The sequence below is a fragment of the Actinoplanes sp. NPDC048988 genome, from assembly GCF_043197815.1.
GTDB lineage: Bacteria > Actinomycetota > Actinomycetes > Mycobacteriales > Micromonosporaceae > Actinoplanes.
Map to the genome: position 1 here is coordinate 393,650 of NZ_JBICTW010000001.1, position 20,518 is coordinate 414,167.

At 71.0% G+C, this 20,518-nt stretch carries 17 protein-coding genes; 5 read left to right on the plus strand and 12 right to left on the minus strand.

Features of this window, described 5'->3' with window-relative positions:
• Positions 1-140 precede the first annotated feature (140 nt).
• The 4 genes from infB to rimP all read right to left on the minus strand — a co-directional run bounded on the left by infB (position 141) and on the right by rimP (position 5,320).
• Positions 141-3,230, minus strand: a complete 3,090-nt coding sequence (gene infB / locus ACGFJ7_RS01900; RefSeq protein WP_360241854.1) for a translation initiation factor IF-2 — start codon at positions 3,228-3,230, stop codon at positions 141-143.
• Positions 3,231-3,349: 119 nt separating this feature from the next.
• The gene (locus ACGFJ7_RS01905; RefSeq protein ID WP_392640254.1) at positions 3,350-3,658 is read right to left on the minus strand and encodes a YlxR family protein; all 309 of its coding nucleotides are present in this window, start codon (positions 3,656-3,658) and stop codon (positions 3,350-3,352) included.
• Positions 3,659-3,698: 40 nt separating this feature from the next.
• A complete protein-coding gene (gene nusA / locus ACGFJ7_RS01910; RefSeq protein WP_360241860.1) occupies positions 3,699-4,715 on the minus strand; it encodes a transcription termination factor NusA in 1,017 nt (338 codons plus the stop codon).
• Positions 4,712-5,320 (minus strand): ribosome maturation factor RimP, encoded by a 609-nt coding sequence (rimP, locus tag ACGFJ7_RS01915; RefSeq protein ID WP_360241863.1) that lies wholly within the window; start codon positions 5,318-5,320, stop codon positions 4,712-4,714. The genes nusA and rimP overlap by 4 nt, the downstream gene beginning before the upstream one ends.
• 152 nt (positions 5,321-5,472) lie before the next feature.
• Between rimP and ACGFJ7_RS01920 the strand changes: the two genes are divergently transcribed.
• The 3 genes from ACGFJ7_RS01920 (at position 5,473) to ACGFJ7_RS01930 (ending at position 7,153) form a co-directional block, all read left to right on the plus strand.
• Positions 5,473-5,961 (plus strand): hypothetical protein, encoded by a 489-nt coding sequence (locus tag ACGFJ7_RS01920; protein WP_360241866.1) that lies wholly within the window; start codon positions 5,473-5,475, stop codon positions 5,959-5,961.
• Positions 5,958-6,383: a ferritin-like domain-containing protein gene (locus ACGFJ7_RS01925; protein ID WP_392640259.1), complete on the plus strand. Its 426-nt coding sequence runs from the start codon at positions 5,958-5,960 to the stop codon at positions 6,381-6,383. The genes ACGFJ7_RS01920 and ACGFJ7_RS01925 overlap by 4 nt, the downstream gene beginning before the upstream one ends.
• 62 nt (positions 6,384-6,445) lie before the next feature.
• On the plus strand, positions 6,446-7,153 hold the full coding sequence (locus ACGFJ7_RS01930; RefSeq protein ID WP_392640262.1) for a nucleotidyltransferase domain-containing protein: 708 nt from the start codon (positions 6,446-6,448) through the stop codon (positions 7,151-7,153).
• Here ACGFJ7_RS01930 and map read toward each other — a convergent pair.
• The gene (gene map, locus ACGFJ7_RS01935; protein WP_360241875.1) at positions 7,150-8,007 is read right to left on the minus strand and encodes a type I methionyl aminopeptidase; all 858 of its coding nucleotides are present in this window, start codon (positions 8,005-8,007) and stop codon (positions 7,150-7,152) included. The genes ACGFJ7_RS01930 and map overlap by 4 nt on opposite strands.
• Before the next feature lie 121 nt (positions 8,008-8,128).
• Between map and ACGFJ7_RS01940 the strand changes: the two genes are divergently transcribed.
• Positions 8,129-8,443: an STAS domain-containing protein gene (locus tag ACGFJ7_RS01940; RefSeq protein ID WP_360241878.1), complete on the plus strand. Its 315-nt coding sequence runs from the start codon at positions 8,129-8,131 to the stop codon at positions 8,441-8,443.
• 51 nt (positions 8,444-8,494) lie between these two features.
• Here the strand turns inward: ACGFJ7_RS01940 and ACGFJ7_RS01945 are convergent, their stop codons facing one another.
• From ACGFJ7_RS01945 to ACGFJ7_RS01975, 7 genes are all read right to left on the minus strand, one after another.
• On the minus strand, positions 8,495-12,001 hold the full coding sequence (locus ACGFJ7_RS01945) for a SpoIIE family protein phosphatase (RefSeq protein WP_360243555.1): 3,507 nt from the start codon (positions 11,999-12,001) through the stop codon (positions 8,495-8,497).
• Positions 12,002-12,134: 133 nt separating this feature from the next.
• Positions 12,135-12,884: a gamma-glutamyl-gamma-aminobutyrate hydrolase family protein gene (locus ACGFJ7_RS01950; protein ID WP_392640265.1), complete on the minus strand. Its 750-nt coding sequence runs from the start codon at positions 12,882-12,884 to the stop codon at positions 12,135-12,137.
• A gap of 21 nt (positions 12,885-12,905) precedes the next feature.
• Positions 12,906-13,589 (minus strand): gamma-glutamyl-gamma-aminobutyrate hydrolase family protein, encoded by a 684-nt coding sequence (locus tag ACGFJ7_RS01955; protein WP_360241884.1) that lies wholly within the window; start codon positions 13,587-13,589, stop codon positions 12,906-12,908.
• Between the two features lie 210 nt (positions 13,590-13,799).
• Positions 13,800-14,564 (minus strand): 3-oxoacyl-ACP reductase, encoded by a 765-nt coding sequence (locus tag ACGFJ7_RS01960; RefSeq protein WP_360241887.1) that lies wholly within the window; start codon positions 14,562-14,564, stop codon positions 13,800-13,802.
• Positions 14,565-15,926, minus strand: coding sequence for an aldehyde dehydrogenase family protein (locus ACGFJ7_RS01965; protein ID WP_392640268.1), 1,362 nt, complete (start codon positions 15,924-15,926; stop codon positions 14,565-14,567). It lies immediately after the preceding gene.
• A 176-nt stretch (positions 15,927-16,102) separates the two neighbouring features.
• Positions 16,103-17,449: a glutamine synthetase family protein gene (locus ACGFJ7_RS01970; protein WP_360241893.1), complete on the minus strand. Its 1,347-nt coding sequence runs from the start codon at positions 17,447-17,449 to the stop codon at positions 16,103-16,105.
• A gap of 55 nt (positions 17,450-17,504) precedes the next feature.
• Positions 17,505-19,028 (minus strand): amino acid permease, encoded by a 1,524-nt coding sequence (locus ACGFJ7_RS01975; RefSeq protein WP_392640270.1) that lies wholly within the window; start codon positions 19,026-19,028, stop codon positions 17,505-17,507.
• A gap of 718 nt (positions 19,029-19,746) precedes the next feature.
• Here ACGFJ7_RS01975 and ACGFJ7_RS01980 point away from each other — a divergent pair.
• Positions 19,747-20,121: a MerR family transcriptional regulator gene (locus ACGFJ7_RS01980; RefSeq protein ID WP_360241899.1), complete on the plus strand. Its 375-nt coding sequence runs from the start codon at positions 19,747-19,749 to the stop codon at positions 20,119-20,121.
• Positions 20,122-20,518 lie beyond the last annotated feature (397 nt).

Below are 20,518 nucleotides of genomic sequence, written 5' to 3' on the forward strand. Positions count from 1 at the left end.
TACATCTTGGCAGGCGGCGTGACAGGCGCAGCAGGCGCAACCACCGCACCGTGGGGGTTTGGGGGCTCGGCCCCCATAGCAGGCATGACGCAAAGGAGCCCCCGGTCCGCGCTTTCCGCGGACAGGGGGCTCCCAGCGACTCAGGCGCGGGGCTTCTCGCGCATCTCGAAGGTCTCGATCACGTCGCCGACCTGCGGGGAGCCGAAGCCACTCAGGGTCAGACCACACTCGAAGCCCTCGCGGACCTCGGTGGCGTCGTCCTTGAAGCGGCGCAGCGAGCTGACCGTGACGTTCTCGGCCACCACGACGCCGTCCCGCAGGATGCGGGCCTTGGCGTTGCGGCGGATGAGACCGCTGCGGACCAGACAGCCGGCGATGAGTCCGATCTTGGACGAGCGGAAGACCTCGCGGATCTCCGCCGTGCCCTGCTCGACCTCTTCGTACTCCGGCTTGAGCAGACCCTTGAGCGCGGCCTCGATCTCCTCGATGGCCTGGTAGATCACGCTGTAGTAGCGGATCTCCACGTTCGCCCGGTCGGCCATCTCCTTGACCTTGTTCGAGGCCCGGACGTTGAAGCCGATGATCGTGGCGGTCGCTTCCGAGGAGGCGCTCGCCAGGTTCACGTCGCTCTCGGTGATCGCACCGACGCCGCGGTGGATGACCTTGAGCTGGATCTCGTCCGGAATCTCGATCTTGAACAGCGCGTCCTCGAGGGCCTCGACCGAACCGGACGAGTCGCCCTTGATGACCAGGGTGAGCGAGGTCTTCTCGCCCTCCTTGAGCTGCTCCATGAGCGTCTCGAGAGTCGCCTTGGTGCGCGAGTTGGCGAAGCTCGCCGCACGGCGGCGGGCCTGCCGCTGCTCGGCGATCTGCCGAACGGTGCGGTCGTCCTCGCCGGCGAGGAACGTGTCGCCCGCGCCGGGCACCGAGGTGAGACCGAGGACCAGGACCGGACGGGCCGGCAGAGCCTCGGCGACCACGTTGCCGTTCTCGTCGAGCATGGCGCGGACGCGGCCGTGCGCGCCGCCCGCCACGATCGAGTCGCCGGCACGCAGGGTGCCCTTCTGCACCAGGACGGTCGCGACGGCGCCGCGGCCCTTGTCGAGGTGCGACTCCACGATCGCGCCCTGCGCCGAACCGTCGACCGGAGCGGTCAGCTCCAGCGACGCGTCGGCGGTCAGCAGGACGGCCTCGAGCAGGTCGTCGATGCCGATGCCGGGCTTGGCCGCGACGTTGACGAACATCGTGTCGCCGCCGTACTCCTCGGCCAGCAGGCCGTAGTCGGCCAGCTGCTGACGCACCTTCTCGGGGTTGGCGTCGGGCTTGTCGACCTTGTTCACCGCGACCACGATCGGCACCTCGGCCGCCTTGGCGTGGTTGAGCGCCTCGACCGTCTGCGGCATGACGCCGTCGTCGGCCGCCACGACCAGGATGACGATGTCGGTGACCTGGGCGCCGCGGGCACGCATGGCGGTGAACGCCTCGTGACCCGGGGTGTCCAGGAACGTGATCGCCCGGTCCTCGCCGTTGTGCTCGTACGACACCTGGTAGGCGCCGATGTGCTGGGTGATGCCACCCGCCTCGCCGGCGACCACGTTGGTCTTGCGGATCGCGTCGAGCAGCTTCGTCTTACCGTGGTCGACGTGACCCATGACGGTCACGACCGGCGGACGGGTGACCAGACGGTCCTCCGCCACCTCGGCGTCGAGGTCGATGTTGAACTGCGCGAGCAGCTCACGGTCCTCGTCCTCGGGGCTGACGATCTGCACGTTGAAGCCCAGGTGCTCACCGAGCAGCAGCAACGTGTCGTCGGAGCACGACTGCGTCGCCGTCACCATCTCGCCCAGGTTGAACATCTCCTGGACCAGCGAGCCGGGGTTCGCGTTGATCTTGTCGGCGAAGTCGGAGAGCGACGCGCCGCGGGAGAGCCGGATCTCCTGACCCTGACCCCGCGGAGCGCCGGAGCTCATCTGCGGGGCGGACAGGTTGTCGAACTCTTGACGCCGCTGCTTCTTCGACTTGCGACCGCGGGTCGGCCGGCCACCCGGACGCCCGAAGGCACCCGCGGCACCGCCGCCACGACCGCGACCGCCACCACCGGGACGACCCGGAGCACCGGCACCGGCCGGAGCACCGCCGCCACCACCGGGGCCGCCGCGGTAGCCACCGCCACCGCCGCCACCACCGGGGCCACCGCGGTAGCCGCCACCACCGGCGCCACCACCGCCACCGGGACGGAAGCCGCCACCGGCGCCGCCGCCGCCACCGGGACGGAAGCCGCCACCGGCGCCGCCACGACCGCCGCCGCCACCACCGGGACCGCCACGGCCACCGGCGCCGCCACCCGGACGGCCGGGGCCGGCCGGACGCTGCGCGGGCATGGACGCGGGGCTGGGCCGCGGGGGCATCGACGCGGGACTGGGCCGCGGGGGCATGCCCGGCTGGTTGGGCCGGGGCATGGAGGCCGGCGAGGGACGGGCGGCGTTGCCACCCGAGACGCCGAACGGGTTGTTGCCCGGGCCGCGCGACGGCGGACGCGGGGTGTTGCCACCGGCGGGGCCGGGACGCGGGCCGGCCGGAGCGCCGCCGCCACCCTGCGGGGCGGGGCGGGCCGCGGGCGAACCCGGGCGCGGCGGAACCGAGCCGGGGCCGGGACGCGGGCCGGAACCACGAGGCGCGCCGCTGTCGGCCGGGGGCTGCTGCGCCCGGCGCTCGGCGTCACGGGTGCGGGCGGCCTGAGCGGCCTTGACCGCGGCCTCCTGCTCGGCCTTGAGGGCCGAGGCACGGGCCTCGGCCGCCGCGACCTCGATGTCGTGGGCGCTGGCCGGCTTGGTGACCGGGCCGGGCGTGGGGCCCGGACGGCCGGGAACCGGCGGCTTGGGACGCGCGAAGGAGCCGGGCGACGGGGCCGGCGACGTCGGGGCGCTGGGAGCGCCACCGGTAGTCGGGCCGGGCCGGCGCGGCGGCTGGGGACGCGCGGCGGGCGGAGCCGGGCGAGCCGCGGACGGCGCGCTGGGCGCAGCACTGCTGGCGGCGGGTGCGGACGGGGCCGGGGCCGCCGGAGCGGAACCTGCCTCGAGGGCACCACGCAGCCGTCGGGCCACCGGGGCCTCGACGGTGCTGGATGCGGATTTGACGAACTCGCCCATCTCCTTGAGCTTGGCGAGAACGGTCTTGCTGTCGACCCCGAGCTCTTTGGCGAGCTCGTGTACGCGGGCCTTTCCTGGCACTGCACTCCTCACTTCGAGGTCGTGCGAGCGCACCCGCAACGACCTCACTCGTGCACTAGAAGCCTGTTCATTTCAGGGACTTCATCGTGTGCTCATCTGGGTCGTCCTACCTTGCTGGGTCATGACGCGGCCACAGCGGCCGTGCCATCTGTCGTTCCGCACGGCAAGGCCGTACGGATGTGCTCGGCTAGCAATCCGGAGTCAGCAACACCGGTGAGACGCAGCGCGCGCCCAAAAGCGCGACGCCGCTCCGCCAGCGCGAAGCAAGCCGGATCGGGATGCAAATGTGCTCCCCGGCCCGGCAGTCGGCGGTCCGGATCGGGCTGGAGCCGGAGATCTTCCCCGGAACCGGCCGCGACGAACCGAATCAAATCGGTGGCCGGCGCACGCTTGCGACAGCCAACACAGGTTCGTGTCGGACCGGCCACGTGAAAGTCTACTCCTCAGACGTCCGGAACGCGTATCCGGTCAGCTTCCCGCCTCGGCCGCATCGCGGTCGGGGGCGGAAGCCGGCTCGTTGTCCGGCCGGATGTCGATGCGCCACCCGGTGAGCCGGGCCGCGAGCCGCGCGTTCTGTCCCTCCCGGCCGATCGCCAGCGAGAGCTGGAAATCGGGCACGGTGACCCGGGCCGTCCGGCTGGCCGCGTCGACCACCTCGACCCGCAGCGCCTTGGCCGGTGAGAGCGCATTCCCGACGAACTGGGCCGGGTCCTCCGAGAAGTCGATGATGTCGATCTTCTCGCCGTGCAACTCGCTCATCACGGCCCGGACCCGCTGGCCCATCGGGCCGATACAGGCGCCCTTGGCGTTCACGCCCGGCACCGTCGAATGCACCGCGATCTTCGTACGGTGACCTGCCTCACGCGCGATCGCGGCGATCTCGACGGTGCCGTCGGCGATCTCCGGCACCTCGAGCGCGAACAGCTTCTTGACCAGCGCCGGGTGCGACCGGGAGAGCGTCACCTGCGGACCGCGGAAGCCCTTGGCCACGTGCACCACGATCGCGCGAATGCGCGAGCCGTGGTCGTAGGGCTCGCCGGGCACCTGCTCGGACTGCGGCAGCACCGCCTCGATCTTGCCGAGGTCGACGATGACGATGCCCTTCTCGGCCCGCGCGGCGTCTGCCTGCACGATGCCGGTGACCAGGTCGCCGTCGCGCCCCGCGTACTCACCGAAGTGCTGCTCGTCGGTGGCCTCGCGCAGCCGCTGCAGGATGACCTGCTTGGCGGTCATCGCCGCGATGCGGCCGAAGTCGTGCGGAGTGTCGTCCCACTCGCGCACCACGGTGCCGTCGGCGTCCAGCTCCTGCGCCAGCACCGAGGCGACGCCGGACTTGCGGTCGATCTCCACGCGGGCGTGGCTCTGCGCGCCCTCCGTGTGCCGGTACGCGGTGAGCAGGGCGGTCTCGATGGCCGCCAGAATCGTCTCGAACGGGATCTCCCGCTCGCGCTCCAGGGCGCGCAGCGCCGCGAGGTCGATGTTCACTCCTCGCCCTCCCTATCGTCGGTGTCGATGTCGTCGTCGTCCTCGTCGCCGAAGTCGGCCTCGTCGAGCCGTTTGAACTCGATCTGCACCTTGCCGGCGCCGAGTTCCGGGTACTTCAGCTCGTGCGGTGTGCCGTCGACGTCGAGCACGATGCCCTCGTCGCCGGCGTCGATCACGCGGCCGGTCATGCCGTTCACGGCGACCAGCCGGCCCCGGTTGCGCCGCCAGTGGCGCGGCGCGGTCAGCGGCCGGTCCACGCCCGGCGAGCCGACCTCCAGTTGGTACTCCCCCGCGAGGACCTCGTCACCGCGCTCCTCGGCGGCGTCGAGCGCCTCCGAGATGGCACGGGAGACGACGGCCACGTCATCCAGGCTGATGCCGGAGTCGGTGTCGACCAGGACGCGGACCACGTGCCGGCGACCGGCACGGGCGACGCTGACGTCCTCCAGGTCGTACCCGGCCTCGGCGACCACCGGCTCGATCACGGCGCGGACCCGCGCCTTGGCCGCCACGAGGTCGACACGGGCCGGAGCGGGAACCCGCTCCTCCGCCTGCTGCCTCTTACGGCCACCAGGCCGGGCACCGGCGCGACCACGCTGCGTCATCGGGCCTCGACCTTTCGTTGAACAACCAAGAAACGACTGTATGCCGCCGGGCGATGAGCCCCGCGGCTGACGCAGAGCGTAACGCGCCGGTCGCGTCGACGGTTCGGCGCCGCTCCGATTCCGCGCCATCCGCAGGTCACCGGCTGTACCGCATGGTGTTGACTGGCGCCGTGCGGGAGAAATGGGAGATCGGACACAGCCGCCGGTGGGTGCTGGGCACGGCGTCGGCGGTGGGCGCGGCCGCCCTCACCGGGTGCGGGCTTCTCGACGACGACGAGCCGGAGCCGCCGAAGGCCCCCGATCCGCTCGAACCGCTGCTCGCCGAAGCCCTCGCGCTGGCCACGGCGTACGACCAAGCGGTCGTCAGCCAGCCCGGGCTGCGCACCCGCCTGGCCCCGCTGGCCGAGGATCACCGGACGCACGCGGCCGAGATGTCCCGCCTGATCGGCCGGCCCCTGGCCTCCGCGCCCGTGGCGAGCGCGAGTGCCGGGCCGGCGACCACCGTGGCCGCCCTGCGCCAGGCCGAGCAGGCCGCCCAGAAGACGGCGGTGGCGGCGTGCAAGGTGGCCGCGCCCGACCGGGCCGGCCTGGTCGGCTCCATCGCCGCCAGCCGCGCCACGCACGCCGAGGCCCTGCGATGAACGAGCAGCTGGGCGCCGCCCTCGCGGGCGAGGAAGCGGCGATTTACGCGTACGGGGTCATCGGCGTCCATCTCGACAGCGACGGCGACGTGGCCGAGGCCCGGGCCGCCGAACAGGCCCACCGGCAGAAACGCGACTACCTGGTCGGCCGGTTGTCGCAGCTCAAGGCGAGCGCGGCGCCCTCGCCGGCCGGCTACGAACTGCCGTACGAGGTGATCGACCGGGCGACCGCCCTGAAGCTCGCCATCCAGGTCGAGGACGGTGTGGCCCAGGGCTGGCGCCCGGTGCTGCCGGTGACCGAGGGCGCCGAGCGGGCCACCGCCCTGGCCGCGATGACCGAGGCCGCGGTACGGGCCACCCGCTGGCGCCGGCTGGCCGAGGTGGCGCCGGCCACGATGCCCTGGCCGGGACGCCCCGATTAGTCCGTTTAACCGCTACGCGGCGTAGACCTTTCGCGTACACATTCATCCCACAGAATGACGGGGTGCTGGACGAGATCGATCTCACGTCGCCGCGCGGGCGGCTGGCCGAGCGGTTGCACGACGTCATCGAACGGCGGTGGCCGGCCGAGGTTCAGGCCATCGGCGTGTACGGATCACTCGCGCACGGCGACGACCGCGACGGCAGCGACGTCAACGTGCAGGTGGTCACCTATCGCCCGGGCGCCGGCCCGAAACCGGTCCTGCGCCGGGTCGACGGCATCCTGGTCGACCTGCGGGTGACCACCGGCGAGGAGGGCATGCGCCGGGCACGCGAGGTGACGCCGCGCTGGCCGCTGGTGGCCGACCGGCTGGTGAGCACCCGGCCGCTGCTCGACCCGCGCGGCTGGTTCGGCGCCCAGCGCGACGCCCACCTGGCCCGGCTGGCCGAGGCCCGGCCGCCGGAGTTCACCGGCGCGGCCCGGCACGACTGGGAGGTGGCGGCGGCCGCGCACGAGCGCGCCGTCCGGCTGGCCGAGTGGTACGAGACCGACGCCGCCCTGGTGATGATCGCCGAGGCCCGGTTGCACGCGGCGCTGGTCGCCGGCCTGCTCAGCCGCACCTATTTCCGCAACACGGCCGACGCGGTCAAGCGCACCGGCCTGGCCGGCGCCGACGTGCAGGAACTGTCCTCGGTGCTCAAGGCGCAGGCCGAGGACCTGACCGCGCGCGGCTGCCCGGTCGACGGCAGCCTCCGGGAGCTCTTGTCTTAGGGCAGGGTGAGGATTTCCGAGCCGTCCTCGGTGACCACGAGCGTGTGCTCGAACTGGGCGGTCCACTTGCGGTCCTTGGTGACGACCGTCCAGCCGTCCTTCCAGATCTCGTACTCGTGGGTGCCGAGCGTGATCATCGGCTCGATGGTGAAGGTCATCCCGACCTCCATCACGGTGTCCAGGCGCGGATTGTCGTAATGCGGGATGTAGAGCCCGGAATGAAACGTCTCGCCGATGCCGTGACCGGTGAAGTCGCGCACGACCCCGTAACCGAACCGGCGGGCGTACGCCTCGATGACCCGCCCGATCGCGTTGATCGGCCGGCCCGGCGCGACCGCCCGGATGCCGCGCATCATCGCCTCGTGGGTGCGCTCGACCAGCAGGCGGGCCTGTTCGCCGACCTCGCCCACGCAGAACGTCGCGTCGGTGTCGCCGTGCACCCCGTCGACGTACGCCGTCACGTCGACGTTGATGATGTCGCCGTCCTCGATCACCGTCGAGTCGGGGATGCCGTGGCAGATCACCTCGTTGAGCGAGGTGCAGCAGGACTTGGGGAAGCCCTTGTAGCCCAGCGTGGACGGGTACGCGCCGTGGTCGCACAGGAACTCGTGCACCACCCGGTCGATCTCGTCGGTGCTCACCCCGGGCTTGCAGTGCTCGCCGGCGAGCTGGGTGGCCCGCGCCGCCAGGCGCCCGGCGATCCGCATCTTCTCGATGGTCTCGGCGGTCTGTACGTGGGATCCACGCCACTCTTTCGGGCGCTTCTTACCCACGTACTCCGGGCGGACGATCTGTGCCGGGACCGCCCGCCAGGGCGACTGTTTTCCCGGCATCAATGGGGCACGAACGGTCATAGCCCCAGCCTATCGCCGCGATGCGCGGACCGGCCGGGCACGGGCACGGCCCGGTAACAGGTCTGTTGACCTCTATCAACCGGTTCTTGCCGCGTTTCCGGCGCTGTGTAATCGTGTGTTCGTGGATCAAGAGGGGGCCGACCCGAACTTCACCGCGACCGGCGTGGTGACCGAGGACCGGGTGGTCGTGACTGTGACCGGCGAGGTGGACATGTCCACCGCCGACGCCATGTTCCGCGCCGCGACTGTGGACGGCGCCGGCGCGGCGACGCTCGACCTGCGCGAGGTCACGTTCTTCGACTCCGCCGCCATCCACGCCCTGCTGCGGTTGGCCGACCGTTTCGGCGCCGGGCTGCTGGTGCACCCCTCGGCCCAGGTCCGCCGGGTGCTGGAGATCTCGGGCCTGTCGACCCAGCCCTGGCTCAGCCCGCTTTAGACCCAGCCCGCTCGAGGCCCAGCCCGCTTGAGGCCCGGCTCGCTCGAGGACTCAGCCCGCTTTGGACAGCGGCCGCCGCAGGGTCACCGACGTGCCGTGCGCGGACCGGCTCACCGACAGCTCGGAGAGCGCGCCGATCAGCGCCAGGCCCCGGCCGCGGAAACCCGCCGAACTGGTGTCACGCCAGGTTCCCGTGTCCCGCACGGTGATGACGACCGCGTCGTCCACCAGCGCCGCCTCCACTGTGATCACCGGCTCGGCCGGCTCGACCGGGTGCTCGATCGCGTTGGCCGCCGCCTCGGAGACCGCCACGGTCAGGTCGAAGATGTCGTCCTCGGGCACGTTGTTGCCGGTCAGGAAGTCCTCCAGCCGCCGGCGGAGCACGCTGAGCCGGCCCGGGTCGGCCGGCAGGCGCAGCACGAACTCGCTCGGCTCGGTCACCTGCAGGGCGAGCAGCGCGATGTCGTCGCGCCGGTCCCGGCGGGCGGCCTTGGCCAGCAGCTCGTCGAGCAGGTCCTCGACGTGCTCGGCCGGTTTGGCGGCGTCGGCGGTCAGCTCGGCCAGGCCGCTGTCGATGCCGAGCCGCCGGTCCTCGACCAGCCCGTCGGTGTAGAGCAGCAGCCGGCTGCCGGGCGCCACCTCGGTCTCCAGCGTCGGATAGGTGACCTCGGTCATGGCGCCGATCGGCGGGCCGAGCGCCGTGGCGTACAGGAACGTGCCGAGCTGCCCCGGGCGGACGACCACCGGCGACGGATGCCCGGCCGACGAGTAGTGCAGGCGGCGGGCCGCGACGTCGTACCGGACACAGACGACGGTGGCGAACTGACGGCGGCCCAGGTTGTCCACGAGACGGTTCAGCCTGGTCAGGGCGTCGCCACAGTCGAAACCCTCCAGGATGTACGCGCGGAGGGCGTTCCGCAGTTGGCCCATCACCGCGGCCGCCTGCACGCCCTTGCCGACCACGTCGCCGATCACCAGGAAGAGCTGGTCGCCGGGGGCGGCGATGACGTCGTACCAGTCGCCGCCGACCTCGGCCTCGCGGCTGCCGGGCAGGTAGCGGCTGGCCACGATGGCCCCCGGCATCCGCGGCAGGGACTGCGGCAGCAGGCTGTGCTGGAGCGTGCTGGCGATCCGGTGTTCGGCCTCGTAGAGCCGCGCGTTCTCCAGCCGCAACCCGATCAGCCGGGCCAGCTGGGCCAGCACGGCCGGCTCGAGCGCGGCGCCCGGCGCCGACCAGACCCGCAGCTCACCCACTGTCGCGCCGGAGGTGTCGGGCAACGGCAGGACGGCGTCGGCGTCGACCGCGGGATCGGCGCCACCGTCCGCCTCGGACCGTGCGCCGGGCACCGACACGACGACCCGGCCGGCCGAGGTCATCGCCCGCACGTGCCGGGCCGCGACGTCGAGCACCTCGGCCGTGGTGCGCACGGCGTTGACCGCGGCGGCCACGTCGACCAGTCCGCGGAGCCGGCTGATGATCTGGCGGCGGGCCTGCCCGAGGTCGAGGTTGGCCCGGACCCGGGCCACCAGGTCACGGGCCGAGAACGGCTTGACCAGGTAGTCGTCGGCGCCGGCGGCGAGACCCTCGACCGACGACTCCTCCCCGGCCCGGGCCGAGAGCACGACGATCGGCACGTCACGGGTGCGTTCGTCGTCCCGCAGCGCGGCGATCAGCCCGAAGCCGTCCAGCCGGGGCATCATCACGTCGGTCAGCACCAGGTCGAAGCGGCTGCGCCGGACCAGCTCGAGGGCGGCCCGGCCGTCGACGGCGGTGGTCACGTCCCAATGCGGGCGCAGCAGCCGGGCCACGTGGTCGCGCAGGTCGGCGTTGTCGTCGACGAGCAGGATCCGGCCGGCCCGGCGGTTGCCCGCGGGCGCCGGCGGCAGGGTGACCGGTTCGTCGCCGGTCCACCAGTGCTCGGCCTCCTCGGCGTACGGCCGGGAACCGAGCTCGGGCATGATCGGCTCTCCGCGCTGGATGACGCGGTCGGCCGGGAGATGCGCCGTACCGAAGGGAATCCGGACCGTGAAGACGCTGCCCATCCCCGGCTCACTGGTGGCGGCGGCCGAGCCGCCGTGCATCTCGGCGAGCTCGCGGACGAGCGCCAGGCCGATGCCGGTGCCCTCGTGGCTGCGTGACCAGGCGCCGGTGACCCGGTGGAAGCGGTCGAACAGCAGTGGTTGCTGGTCGGCCGGGATGCCGACGCCGGTGTCCTTGACGGACAGCACCGCGTAGCCGGCGTCCGATCCGACCCGTACCTCGACGCGCCCGGCCGGGGTGAACTTGACCGCGTTCGAGAGCAGATTGAGAACGATCTTCTCCCACATCTCGCGGTCGACGTAGACCGGCGCGGACAGCGGCGGCGTCTCCACCACCAGTTCCAGGCCGGCCCGCTCGGCCGCGGCCCGGAAGGTGCTGGCCAGCCGGTACGTGTAGTCGGCGAGATCGGTGGGCCGGTAGGCCGCCTGCACCCGGCCGGATTCGAGCCGCGAGAAGTCGAGCACGGTGTTGACCAGCTTGAGCAGCCGCAGGCCGTTGCGCCGCATCGGCAGCAGCCGCTCGCGCTGGGCCGCGGGCAGCGCCGGGTCGTCGAGCAGATCCTCGAGCGGGCCGAGGATGAGCGTCAGCGGCGTACGGAACTCGTGGCTGACGTTCGAGAAGAAGTTGGTCTTGGCTTGGTCGAGGATGGCCAGCTCGGCGGCGCGGGAGCGTTCCTGCTCGTACGCCCGCAGGTTGCCCACGGCCCGGGAGATCTGCGCCGCCGCCAGCTCGAGGAAGTCGCGGTAGGTGCCGCTCAGCGAGAGGTACCGGCTGACCCCGACCACCAGCGCGCCGACCGTGGTGGTGCCGACCGTGATCGGCAGCACCAGCGCCTCGGCGGCCGCGCTCTCCGGCGGCCGGGCGATCTCGGCCAGCGGCACCCGGGCCGGCTTCCCGCTCTCGATCACCTGCCGCGCGACCGGGAAGGCACCCTCGTCCTCGTCGAGGACGAGCCGGGCGAACGGCACGTCGGCCGCGTTCTCGGCCAGCACCGCGACGGCCTCGGCGGCCAGCGCCGCCTGGTCGGGTGAGTCGGCGAGCCGGGAGCCCAGCGCGCTCAGCGTGCGCACCCGGCGCGTGCTGAGCACCCGGCCGGTGGTGTCGCTGACGATGCAGAGGATGCCGCCGATCTCGCCCGGCCCGGTGCGGATCGGATCGTACGAGAGATCGAAGTAGGCCTCCTCGAGGAAGCCGTGCCGTTCCAGCAGGAAGGCGAAGTCGGCCCCCCAGAACGCCTCGTCCTTCTCGACGACACCGGCGAAGAGCTTCTCGAGCACGGACCAGGTCTCGGACCACATCTCGCGGCACGGCCGGCCGAGATAGCCGGGATGTTTGCCACCCAGGACCGAGATGTACGCGTCGTTGTAGAGCACGCAGTACTCCGGGCCCCAGAGGAGGGCGATCTGCGCCCGCGAGGCGAGCATCGTGGCCACGACCGTCCGCAGCTCGGACGGCCAGCCGGAGGGATGACCGAGCGGGCTGGAGGACCAGTCGAACTCGAGCAGGCGGCGGCCCATCTCGCCGCCGCGCTCGAACGCCGTACGCAACTGACCCGGAAGGACGTCGTCCCGACCGTCGGCCAAGGGGACCTCCCGCGTTTCAGCGACCCGTTTCCGTACGGTTAGGCACCGTAACACCGGGCCATCGGTGTCACACGGCGAGTGCCTCCGCGCTGAGGCCGGAGCGCCGGGCCGCCGCCTCGACCAGGCGCGAGAAGAGGCGGAGGTCGTTGGTGCGCTCCGGGTGCCACTGCACGCCGATGGCGTACGTCAGGACCGGGTCCTCGATGATCTCGATGACCTGGTCGTCGGGGCACCAGCCGGTGGCCGTGAACGATCCCGGGTCGTCGACCGCCTGGTGGTGGAAAGAGTTCACAGTCAGCGTCTCGCCGAGCAGTTCGTGCGCCCGCGAGCCGGGCCGGACGGTCACGTCGTGCCGCCCGTACGCGGCCGAGCCCGCGGCCAGCGGGTCGGTGCCGGGCGCGCCGCGGTGGTGGTCGCTGCCGAGCAGGTCGGGCAGGTGCTGGTGCAGGGTGCCGCCGCCGGCCACGGCCATCACCTGCATGCCCCGGCACACGCCGAGCACCGGCAGGTCGGCCTCGAGCGCGGCCTTCATGAGCATCAGCTCGGCGGTGTCGCGTTCCTTGTCGACCTCGGTCTCCGGATGCCGCTCGGCGCCCCAGTAGGCCGGATCGATGTCGTTGCCGCCGCTGAAGACGATGCCGTCCAGCGACTCCACGACGTCGGTTCCGGGCTCGTCCGGGGTGATCAGCACGGCCCGTCCACCGACGGCGTGCACGGCTCGCACGTACGTCATGGGGAGCATGCCCGCCATGAGGTCGTTGCCGTCGTACTGCACTTGCCGGGAGTACGCGGTCATGCCGATCAGGGGCCTGCGCATGCGGTGTTTTCCTCCTGTGTCTCAGTTCTGTGCCGCTGTGACCAGCGCCCCGAACAGGCGCCGGTCACGTACCACTTCGGGGTGCCACTGGACGCCGAGGACGAACCGGCGGCCCGGATCCTCCACGGCTTCGGGGAGCCCGTCCTCGGCCCGCCCGGTGACGGTGAGCGTGCCGGGGTCGGCGACCCCCTGGTGGTGGAAGCACCGGATGGCCAGGTCGTCACCCATCAGGGTGGCGACGCGGCTGCCCGGCTCGAACGTCGCGTCGTGTTCGCCGTAGACGGCCGGCGCCGGGCGGTGCTTCTCGTGCCCGAGCACGTCGGGCAGGTGCTGGTGCAGGGACCCACCGGCGGCGACGGTCAGCAGTTGCATGCCGCGGCAGATGCCGAGCACCGGCACGTCTCTTTCCAACGCCTCGCGGACGAGCCGCAATTCCGCCTTGTCCCTCGCGGGGCGTACGACCGTGTGCGGGCCGGGCTCCTGCCCGTACATCTCCGGTCCCAGATCGGGTCCGCCGGAGAGCACCAGGCCGTCCAGCGCCCGCAACACGTCCGTGTCATCTTCCGGGGGGATCAGCACGGGCCGTCCACCGGCCAGGGACACGGCGGCGACGTAGTCCTCGGGCACGAACGCGGTCGGCAGGTCCTGCCAGACGCCCCACGTGGCGTTATCCACATAGGTCGTGATGCCGATGATCGGGCGCATCGCACCACCGTAACCAGATCATGTTTCTGTTCCATCGCCAATTTGGCGGAATTTAGAGGGGCGCGACGCCACCTCACGGGGAGATGACGCCGCGCCACGGGCCCTTCTGTCCCACCCACGCGGGGATCGACCCGTGCGGGCGGGGATTCGACCCCTTCACCCCTCTCGGGCGTAAAAGGGACGTGCCCGTGGAAACGATCCTTCAAACGTTCACAGCGGAGTTACATAGGCTCCCGTGATTCCGCCGTCCACCACGAACTGCGCGGCGGTCATGAACGAGGCGTCGTCGCTGGCCAGGAACGCGACCGCCGCCGCGATCTCGTCGGGCTCGGCGAACCGCCCCATCGGCACGTGCACGAGCCGCCGGGCGGCCCGCTCCGGATCCTTGGCGAACAGCTCCATCAGCAGCGGCGTCGCCACCGGCCCCGGGCAGAGCGCGTTGATCCGGATGCCCTCGCGGGCGAACTGCACGCCCAGCTCGCGGGTCATCGCCAGCACGCCGCCCTTGCTCGCGGTGTACGCGATCTGCGAGGTCGCCGCCCCGAGCAGCGCCACGAACGAGGCCGTGTTGATGATCGATCCCTTGCCCTGCCGCTGCATGTGCGGGATCGCGTACTTGCAGCAGAAGAAGACCGACGTGGTGTTGACCTTGAGTACGCGCTCCCACGCGTCCAGCCCGGTGACCAGGATCGAGTCGTCGTCCGGCGGCGAGATGCCGGCGTTGTTGAAGGCGATGTCGACCCGGTGATGACGCGCCACCACGCCGTCGAAAAGCGCCTTGACCTGTTCCTCGTCGCTGACATCGCAGGCCACGAACTCGCCGCCGACCTCCTCGGCGACCGCCTTGCCGGCGTCCTCCGAGATGTCCACGGCGATGACCTTGGCACCCTCCGCGGCGAAGCGCCGCGCGGTGGCCAGCCCGATCCCACTGCCGGCGCCGGTGATCACGGCGACCCGGTCCCGCAAACGCTCCACTTACTCTCCCATCGCAAGGAACACGTTCTTCACATCGGTGAAGCTGAGCAGCGCGTCCGGCCCGAGCTCGCGCCCCAGCCCGGACTGCTTCATCCCGCCGAACGGCGTCCAGTAGCGCACCGACGAGTGACTGTTGACGCTCAGCGCGCCGGTCTCCACGGCTCGCGAGACCCGCAGCGCCCGGCCCAGGTCACGGGTCCAGAGTGAGCCGGACAGCCCGTACTCGGTGTCGTTGGCCAGCCGGAGGGCGTCGGCCTCGTCCTTGAACGGCAGCACCGACAGCACCGGCCCGAAGACCTCCTCGCGCCAGTGCCGGTCCTCGGCCGAATGGGCCAGCAGCACGGTCGGCGGGAACCACCACCCGTCCCCGCTCGGCGCCTGCCCGGCGAAGGCGACGTCGGACCCTTCGACGTACGCGGTGACGGCCTCCCGATGACCGGCGGAGATCAGCGGTCCCATCTCGGCGGTCGCGTTCGACGGCTCCTCGACCCGGAACGCCTTGACGGCCGGCTCCAGCAGCGACAGGAATTTGTCGTAGACCGACTCCTGCACGAGCAGGCGCGACCGGGCGCAGCAGTCCTGTCCCGCGTTGTCGAAGACCGACGACGGAGCCGACGCGGCCGCCTTTTCCAGGTCGGCGTCGGCGAAGACGATGTTGGCGCTCTTGCCGCCCAGTTCCAGGGTCACCCGCTTCACCTGGTCGGCCGCACCCGCCATGATCGACTTGCCGACCTCGGTCGAGCCGGTGAAGCAGATCTTGCGTACGGCCGGATGGGTGACGAACCGTTGCCCGACCACCGAGCCCTTGCCCGGCACGATCTGGAACACGTCCTCGGGCAGGCCGGCCTCGAGGGCCAGCTCGCCGAGCCGGATCGCGGTCAGCGGGGTGAGCTCGGCCGGCTTGAGCACGACCGTGTTGCCGGCCGCCAGGGCCGGGGCGAAACCCCAGCCGGCGATCGGCATCGGGAAGTTCCACGGCACGATGATCCCGACGACGCCGAGCGGCTCGTGGAACGTCACGTCGAGCCCGCCCGGCACCGGGATCTGGCGGCCGCTGAGCCGCTCCGGCGCGCCGGCGTAGTAGTCGAGGACGTCGCGCACGTTGCCCGCCTCCCAGCGGGCGTTGCCGATGGTGTGGCCGGCGTTGCGCACCTCGAGCTCGGCCAGCTCGTCGAGGTGCTGGTCGACCACCGCGGCGAAGCGGCGCAGCAGCCGGGCCCGGTCGCCGGGCGCGATCGCCCGCCAGGCCGGGAAGGCCTTGTGCGCGCGATCGATCGCCGCGTCGGTGGCGGCCAGATCCAGCGACGGTACGGTCGTGAACACCGCGCCGGTCGAAGGATTGATCACGTCAGTTGTCGTCACAGTTGCCAAAGTAGGCCTTCAGTCCTGTCAAGGGCGGCGGCGGGGTGGTTGGACGGGCTTACACAGGTCAGAGTGAGGTGGGCGCGACCCTGTGGATAACCCCGCCGCTGTGGAAAACGCGGCGGTGGCGCCCTGCGCGGGATAAGAATGGGCCCGCCCCCTGGTGGGGTGGGGCGTCACATCCGCTCGAAGCCGCGCCGCAGCTCCCAGTCGGTGACGGCGGCGTCGAAGGCGGCCAACTCGACCTGCGCCATGTTCGCGTAGTGGCCGACCACATCGGCGCCGAACGCCTCCCGCGCCACCTCGCTGCCCAGCCACAACTGCTGGGCCTCGCGCAGCGTCGTCGGCACCCGCTCCGCGCTCGCGTCCTCGTACGCGTTCCCCGGCGTCTCCGGCTCCAGCTCGAGCTCGTTCTCGATGCCGTGCAGCGCGCCCGCGACCAGCGCCGCCACCGCCAGGTAGGGATTGACGTCCCCGCCCGGCACCCGGTTCTCCACCCGCATCCCCTGGCCGTGACCGGCGATCCGCAGCGCGCACGTGCGGTTGTCGACGCCCCAGCGCAGCGCGGTCGGCGCGAACGAGCCGGGCTGGTACCGCTTGTACGAGTTGATATTCGGCGCGAACAGCAGGCTGAACTCGCGCATCGTGGCCAGCAGCCCGGCCAGCACCCGCTGCCCGGTCGCGCTGAGGTGCGCCGGTCCGTCGCCGAGCATGGCCGACTTGCCGTCGGAACCGCGCAGCGAGAAGTGGATGTGGCAGGAGTTGCCCTCGCGGGCGTTCGGCTTGGCCATGAAGCTCAGCGACATGCCCTCCTGGGCGGCGATCTCCTTGGCGCCGTTCTTGTAGATCACGTGATTGTCGGCGGCGGTGAGCGCGTCGGCGTAGCGGAACGCGATCTCGTGCTGGCCGAAGTTGCATTCGCCCTTGGCGCTTTCCGGCAGCAGTCCCGCCCCGTACATGTCGTTGCGGATCCGCCGCAGCAGCGGCTCCACCCGGGCCGTCCCCAGCAGTGAGTAGTCCACGTTGTACTGGTTGGCCGGGACCAGGTCGCGGTAGCCCTTGTCGAAGGCCTGCTCATAGCTGTCGCGGTAAAGGACGAATTCCAATTCGGTTCCCGCGTACGCGGTCAGGCCGTGCCCGGCGAGCCGATCCAGTTGCCGCTTGAGGATCTGCCGGGGCGACGCGTAGACGGGTTCGCCACCGGTCGTCTCGAGGTCGGCCAGGACCAGCGCGGTACCCGGCTGCCAGGGCACGCGCCGCAGGGTGGTGAAGTCGGGTCTCATCACGAAGTCGCCGTAGCCGCTGGACCAGGACGACATCTCGTACCCGTCCACGGTGTTCATGTCGACGTCCACCGCGAGCAGGTAGTTGCAGCCCTCGCTGCCGCCGGTGGCGACCTCGTCCATGAAGTAGCGGCCGTGCAGGCGCTTGCCCTGCAGCCGCCCCTGCATGTCGGTGAGGGCCAGCAGCACGGTGTCGATGCTGCCGTTGTCGACCGAGACGTCCAGTTCCTCGAGATCCATGCGGTTCTCCTTCTCGCCGAAGAAGCCGGGCCTTCGAAAGGCCCGGCTTCTCAGATCATTCCGTGGGCATGGTCTGTTCGCCGTGTGCGGCTTTGTCGATCAGGTTCTGCTTCGGGCCGGTGAACCACTTGCGGGCGCTCGCGAACCACCAGATCGTGGCCAGGCCGAGCACAACGATCACCGCGACGATCGTGTAGTTGAAGGTGGACGCCTTGATCGGGCTGGACGTCGGCAGCACGAACAGGACGCAGATGATCACGACCCAGATGATGGCCAGCCAGCCGACCAGCGGGCTCCACTTGCCCAGGTGCCACGGCCCCCGCTCGAAGTCGGGGTTGACCCGGCGCAGGAAGACCGGCACGACGTACGCGATGTAGAGGCCGATGACGGCGATCGAGGTGGCCGCCAGATAGGCGGTGGTGTTCCACAACGACGGCAGGACCAGCAGCGTGGAACAGGTGACGCAGAGCCAGATCGAGTTGGTCGGCGTGCCGGTACGGGGGTTGACCTTCTTCCACAGCCGCGAGCCCGGCAGCGCGCCGTCCCGCGCGAAGGCGTACGACATCCGGGAATTGGCGGTGACCGAGGCCATGCCGCAGAACCACTGCGCCACCACGCAGATGAACAGCAGGAACGTTCCCAGGTCGTGGCCGGCGGCGTCGATGAAGATCTGCGCCGGTGGCAGGCCGAGGTCGGTGCCGAGGGCGCCCTCGTAGTCCTGGATCGACCAGGTGATCGCGAACAGCAGCACGAAACCGGCGATCACCGAGACCACCACTGACAACACGATGCCGCGCGGGGCGGCCCGGGCGGCATCGTGCGTCTCCTCGGCCACGTGGGCCGAGGCGTCGTATCCGGTGTACGTGTACTGGGCCATCAGCAGGCCGAGCAGCACCGCGTACACCCCGGCCCCGGCGAAGGTGAAGCCGGTGGAGTTGTGCACCTCGGTGAAGACCTCGGAGATCGGCTTGTGGTTGTCCGGCACGATGGCCAGCACGCCCACGATGACCGCGACGCCGACCAGGTGCCACCAGGCGCTGACGTCGGAGAGGACCCGGACGAGGTTCACGCCGAACGTGTTCAGCAGGCCGTGCACGATGATGATCACGAGGAAGACCAGGAAGGTCCGCCCGGTGGTGACCTCCCAGTCGAAGGTCAGGCTGAGGAAGGCCGAGGTGGTGATGGCCGCGCCGAAGTCGATGGCGGCGGTCACGGCGACCTCGCCGAGGAAGTTGAACCAGCCGACGAACCAGGCCCACGCGGCCTTGTTGCGCTTGGCCAGCGCGGCCGCCCACCAGTACAGGGCGCCGGCGGTCGGATAGGCCGAGCAGACCTCGGCCATGGCCAGGGCCACGAAGGTCACCATGATGCCGACGAAGAGCCAGCCCAGGGTGATGGCGACCGGGCCGCCGGCGGCCATGGCGATGCCGTACGACGTGATGGCACCGGCCAGAATGGAGATGATCGAGAAAGAGACCGCGAAGTTCGAGAAGCCGGACAGTCGGCGGTGCAGCTCCTGCTGGTAGCCGAGTTGGGCAAGGCGTTCTTCGTCGGTGCTGGGTGCGGGGTTGACGCTCATGTGCGGCTCCCTTACCGAGGGGTTGCTGTGACCTGGGCCACGGCGTGCCGTGATGATCTCGCCGGACTGTTACGCGCGTCAATGATCAACGTTAATTGCGTTGCTCCCGGCCGCGGCACTCCCGCACACTCAGGACAGTTCAGGCATTCGCGAGTCCTCGGCAGACGTCGCGAACCATGGGGCGCATTGCGGCGCCCCCCTCCCGCGGCGGTGCGGGGCGCGGTCACCTCTCTCTCACACGGCATCGCCGTGCCCGGCGCCCGTCCCGCACCGCCGCACCCTTACGCGTAGTACTCCGTGCGCTACCCTCCGCTGCCTACTGTCTGACGATTTGTCCAAAAAATCTGTAGCGCCGGTACTAGAAATTCGCTGGTGATGGGCATAGTCTCTGTGGTGTCGGCCACGCACAGCCGACACGCAACTGGCAACCGACGCCCCTTCGGGCCTAGCTCGACGGGCTCAGTTGGAGAAGGAGGACGAGATACCGCAGCAACGCGTCATCACAACGTCCCCGACCCGACAAGAGGTGATCGCAGCCGATGCCCATCACTCAGGTGGCCCGCTAGCGGCACGCAAGCGGACGACCGCATTCGCCGACGACGGTCGGCACCAGAATTGAAAATCCAGGGCCCCGGTTACCCGCCGGGGCCTTGGACTGTGTGTCCCCCGCACCCCCCTTCGCCCCACAAGGGCGCTTCCCCTCGCCACGGAAGGCACGATGAACAACACGTCCTTCGACGACGCCGACTTCCCGGCGTACACGATGGGCCGCGCCGCCGACATGATCGGCGTGACGCCGGCCTTCCTCCGCAGCCTCGGCGCCGCGGGCCTGATCGAGCCCGAACGCTCCCTGGGCGGCCACCGCCGCTACTCCCGCCACCAACTCCAGCTGGCCACCCGCGTACGCCAGCTCCTCGACGAGGGCATGCCTCTCACCGCCGCCTGCCGCATCGTCAAGCTGGAAGACCGCCTGGCCGCCGCCCACCGCCGCATCCTCGACCTGGGCGGAACCCTGACCCCCGACGACAACGCCGACATCCCCACCCAGACCCACCCCGACATCGCCAAGACCCAGTACTACCGAGCCCCCTGACGCTCATCCCGCCCTTCAACGGTCGACCCGGCCGGTATCCCACGCCGCCACCCTCGACCGCCGCCCCACCCTCCGACCTCCGCCACACCTCCTCGACCGCCGCCCCACCTTCGGCCCTGGCCACACCTCCTCGACCGCCAGCCCGCCCGATGACCTTCCTCGCCCCTCCTCGGCTGTCAGCCGCCCGTTACGTTCGCCGCGCCTTTTGACCGCTGTTCGCCGCCCTGGCCCTCGGGTTCCGCCGCGAGAGTCATCGCCCCAAGAGGAGGCAGCCGGACAGCTGGCGACACGAGGCGCAAGGCAGACGGCAACGGGCTGCGCAAGCGGGACGGAAGGCGGAGCGCGGCCGGACACCGCCGCCCCAGGGCGGAAAGCGGTCGGCCCAGACTGGAAAGCG

What these genes read in the sequence shown, in the direction of transcription:
- ACGFJ7_RS01970 (WP_360241893.1), bottom strand. Translation starts at nt 17,449, where the DNA reads ATGGATCTCGAGGAACTGGACGTCTCGGTCGACAACGGCAGCATCGAC.
- map (WP_360241875.1), bottom strand. Translation starts at nt 8,007, where the DNA reads ATGACCGTTCGTGCCCCATTGATGCCGGGAAAACAGTCGCCCTGGCGG.
- ACGFJ7_RS01925 (WP_392640259.1), top strand. Translation starts at nt 5,958, where the DNA reads ATGAACGAGCAGCTGGGCGCCGCCCTCGCGGGCGAGGAAGCGGCGATT.
- rimP (WP_360241863.1), bottom strand. Translation starts at nt 5,320, where the DNA reads ATGACGCAGCGTGGTCGCGCCGGTGCCCGGCCTGGTGGCCGTAAGAGG.
- ACGFJ7_RS01980 (WP_360241899.1), top strand. Translation starts at nt 19,747, where the DNA reads ATGAACAACACGTCCTTCGACGACGCCGACTTCCCGGCGTACACGATG.
- ACGFJ7_RS01950 (WP_392640265.1), bottom strand. Translation starts at nt 12,884, where the DNA reads ATGCGCAGGCCCCTGATCGGCATGACCGCGTACTCCCGGCAAGTGCAG.
- ACGFJ7_RS01955 (WP_360241884.1), bottom strand. Translation starts at nt 13,589, where the DNA reads ATGCGCCCGATCATCGGCATCACGACCTATGTGGATAACGCCACGTGG.
- ACGFJ7_RS01975 (WP_392640270.1), bottom strand. Translation starts at nt 19,028, where the DNA reads ATGAGCGTCAACCCCGCACCCAGCACCGACGAAGAACGCCTTGCCCAA.
- ACGFJ7_RS01920 (WP_360241866.1), top strand. Translation starts at nt 5,473, where the DNA reads ATGGTGTTGACTGGCGCCGTGCGGGAGAAATGGGAGATCGGACACAGC.
- ACGFJ7_RS01945 (WP_360243555.1), bottom strand. Translation starts at nt 12,001, where the DNA reads ATGGGCCGCCGCCTGCTCGAGTTCGACTGGTCCTCCAGCCCGCTCGGT.